The organism is Romboutsia weinsteinii, assembly GCF_002250835.2.
Lineage (GTDB): Bacteria > Bacillota > Clostridia > Peptostreptococcales > Peptostreptococcaceae > Romboutsia_A > Romboutsia_A weinsteinii.
The window spans coordinates 1-3,589 of record NZ_NOJY02000116.1 but is presented as its reverse complement, the minus strand read 5'-3'; the positions used below and the strand labels follow the sequence as shown (position 1 = coordinate 3,589).

Here is a 3,589-nt window from a genome sequence, read left to right as displayed (position 1 = left end):
GTCCAAAGTATATGAATCATAAATGTTATGAACATTGTAGACCCTAAACTATCTGCAAAGTTTGATAATGGTGCTCCTAAATACGTATTTAATAAATCAGTTATAACTTGACCATCTGATAACATCTTTATAAATATACCTAATATAGCGAATATTACTATTGTAAACATACCTGGTATTAACTTAGCAAATGATCTTGATACTGCCGGTGGTACTCCATCTGGCATTTTTATAGTTAATTGTTTTATTTTTGATAATTTAACAAATATTTCAGCTGAACCTAATCCTATTAATATAGAAGTAAATAATGCCCCAGTTCCTAAATAAGCTGATGGTAAGAATCCCCAACCTGAAACTGCCTCTTTTGCTCCTTCTGGAATAAAACTAGCTGATTGTGGCGCTAGTACAAAGAATATACATAAAGCTATGAATCCTGCTTGTAATCCATCTTCATCATAAGATTTTGCTAAGAAGTAAGCAACACCTACAACTAAGAATACTGCCATTGTTGCAATTGATCCCCACCAAAGGTCTCCACCAAGCATAGTCCAGTTTTCACCAAATATACTTGCCATAAATCCTTTGTATGCATCTGATGGTAAGTTATTTACCAGTGTTGCTAATGCACCAATCATCGTTACTGGTATCATTGTTATAAATGCATCTCTTACTGCGACTAAATGTCTTTGTGCCCCTATTTTGGCTGCTACAGGAACAATATACTTATCCATGAAAGCCATAAATTTTTCCATTTTTAAATCCCCCTATATATTATTTTGAATTGTTTAATTCTAATGCTCTGTCTAATACTGCTTTACCATTACATCTTCCATAATCCATCATGTTTATAACTTCTACTGGAATATTGTGTGGTTTAGCCATTTCTGTAGCTTTTGATAATATATATCTAACTTGAGGTCCTAGAAGTAAAACATCACACTTTTCTATCTCTGTTGGTAAGTTTACTTCTGATATAGCCCATATTTGAGCCTCTATACCGTTTTCCTTCGCTGCACTTTCCATCTTTGTTACTAATAAACTAGTTGACATACCTGCTGAACAAGCTAACATTATTTTTATCATTTCTTTATTCCTCCAAAATTTTATTTTTATTAAGTTTCTGCTATATCTTTAATTGATATACTATTTGTGTATTTTTATGTCTAATTTTGTTGTTAATGTATATATAAATAAATAAAATGTATATACATTTGCTCTTTGATATTATTATAGCTTAAATGTATATACATTTGCAAGAAAACTTTTTCATTTTTTTATTTTTTATTTTTTGCTCTAAATTTACTCCGAAACTGCATTTAGTGTTAATGTGTATCCATGGTGATAAGTATGAGAATGCTCAAATATTTCACTAGTTTGAAGTCTGCAAATTTGGCTTATATATAAAATTGGCTCTGGTTGTTCAAGCTCTAGACTTTCCATTATTTCTTCATCAGATACTATAGCTTGTACTTCTCTTTCTGACATAGCAATCTTAAATCCACATGTTTCTTCTACAAAGCTATAAAGAGAACCCTCACAATCACTTTGATTTAAATTAGGGAATAATTTAACAGGCATATAAGTAATCATATAAGATACTCTCTCATTATCTGCTAAGCGTACTCTTTTTATTTCCCATACATTCTCACCTATTGTAATGTTTAGCTTTTCAGACAACTCTTCATCCGCTTGAACTATTTGAAGACCTAGTAATATGTTAGATACTTCATAGCCCTTACTATTCATTTCTTTTGTAAATCCACTTATTGCAGATATATTATCGTATATTCTTTTTCCTAATACTGTACTACCAATACCTCTTTGTCTAATTATATATCCTTCTTTTACTAAGTTGTTAAGAGCTGATCTTACCGTCATCCTTGTTACATTAAATTCTTCACTTAGTTTTTTTTCTGAGGGTATTAAATCTCCCTCTTTAAGCTTATCTGAATTTATTAAATCTCTTACATAATTTTCTATAACTTTGTAAATTGGTTCTTTCATTTAACTCTCTCCTTATAATAAAATTGTTCTATATCTAAATCTAAATCTAGATTTGAATTTTAATCTGATCTTCACCAAAGTATTTACTTTTATACATTTTTAGTAAATGTATATACATTTACCTTAAGGTAAATTGTAAATATTATCAACCCCATTTTGGTTATTGCTATCAAATATTTTTATTATAACATATACAAAAATAAAGAGCCTTAGTTATACCTAAGGCTCTTTGATTTATATTAATTTAATTTTTACTATTAAATTATTTCTTTAAGTTGTAGAAAGAGTTTAATCCACAGTATCTAGCAGATTCTCCAACTATTTCTTCTATTCTTAATAATTGGTTGTACTTAGCAACTCTATCAGTTCTTGATGGAGCACCAGTCTTTATTTGTCCAGCGTTTACAGCTACAGCTAAGTCAGCTATAGTAGTATCTTCTGTTTCTCCTGATCTATGAGATATAACTGCAGTGTATCCAGCTCTCTTAGCCATTTCTATAGCATCTAAAGTTTCAGTTATAGTACCTATTTGGTTAACTTTAACTAATATAGAGTTACCTACACCAGCTTCTATTCCTCTTTCTAATCTTTCAGTGTTAGTAACGAATAAATCATCTCCAACTAATTGTAACTTGTTTCCTAATCTATCAGTTAATAACTTCCATCCATCCCAGTCTTCTTCATCTAAACCATCTTCGATAGTTATTATTGGGAAGTTGTTAGCCCAATCTTCATATAAATCAACCATTTCAGCTGCAGTTAATTCTTTTCCTTCTCCAGCTAAAACATATTTTTTAGTTTCTTTGTTGTACATTTCTGTAGCAGCAACGTCAAGACCTAGCATAACGTCTTTTCCTGGCTCGTATCCAGCTTTAGATATAGCATCTACTATTAATTCTAAAGCAGCTCTGTTTGATGTTAAGTTTGGAGCGAATCCACCTTCATCACCTACACCACAAGCTAATCCGTTAGCAGCTAATACGCTCTTTAAAGAGTGGAATACTTCTGCACCCATTCTTAAAGCTTCTCTGAATGTTGGAGCTCCAACTGGTAATATCATAAACTCTTGAACGTCTACGTTGTTATCAGCATGCTCTCCACCGTTTATTATGTTCATCATTGGTACTGGTAATTGCTTAGCATTTACTCCACCTATGTATTGGAATAATGGTAATCCTAATTCTTCAGCAGCAGCTCTAGCTACAGCCATAGATACCCCTAGTATAGCGTTAGCTCCTAATTTCCCTTTGTTTGGAGTTCCATCTATTTCTATCATTAATCCATCTATTCCTGGTTGGTCGAAACAATCCATTCCCTCTAATTCAGGAGCTATTATTTCATTTACGTTAGCAACAGCTTTTTCTGTTCCTTTTCCTAAGTATCTTGACTTATCTCCATCTCTTAATTCAACTGCTTCGAAAGCTCCTGTAGAAGCTCCTGATGGTACTATAGCTCTTCCTATTGATCCACTTTCTAATGCAACTTCAACTTCAACAGTTGGATTTCCTCTTGAGTCTAATACTTCTCTAGCGTATACTAATTCGATAACTGACATTTGTATATCTCCTCTCAGATTATATAATGA

At 32.0% G+C, this 3,589-nt stretch carries 4 protein-coding genes; all 4 read right to left on the bottom strand.

All coding sequences use genetic code 11. The features are described from left to right. Nucleotides 1-752 (bottom strand): PTS transporter subunit EIIC (locus tag CHL78_RS19825; protein ID WP_147295865.1); only part of this gene is annotated, 752 nt, incomplete at its 3' end. A gap of 19 nt (nucleotides 753-771) precedes the next feature. Beyond that, complete coding sequence (locus tag CHL78_RS19820) at nucleotides 772-1,083, bottom strand: PTS sugar transporter subunit IIB (protein ID WP_094369725.1); 312 nt, start codon at nucleotides 1,081-1,083, stop codon at nucleotides 772-774. 216 nt (nucleotides 1,084-1,299) lie between these two features. Then, nucleotides 1,300-2,004 carry a GntR family transcriptional regulator gene (locus CHL78_RS19815; RefSeq protein WP_094369724.1) on the bottom strand — a complete coding sequence of 235 codons (705 nt, stop codon included), beginning with the start codon at nucleotides 2,002-2,004 and terminating at the stop codon, nucleotides 1,300-1,302. A gap of 262 nt (nucleotides 2,005-2,266) precedes the next feature. Next, nucleotides 2,267-3,559 (bottom strand): phosphopyruvate hydratase, encoded by a 1,293-nt coding sequence (gene eno, locus CHL78_RS19810; protein WP_094369723.1) that lies wholly within the window; start codon nucleotides 3,557-3,559, stop codon nucleotides 2,267-2,269. Nucleotides 3,560-3,589 lie beyond the last annotated feature (30 nt).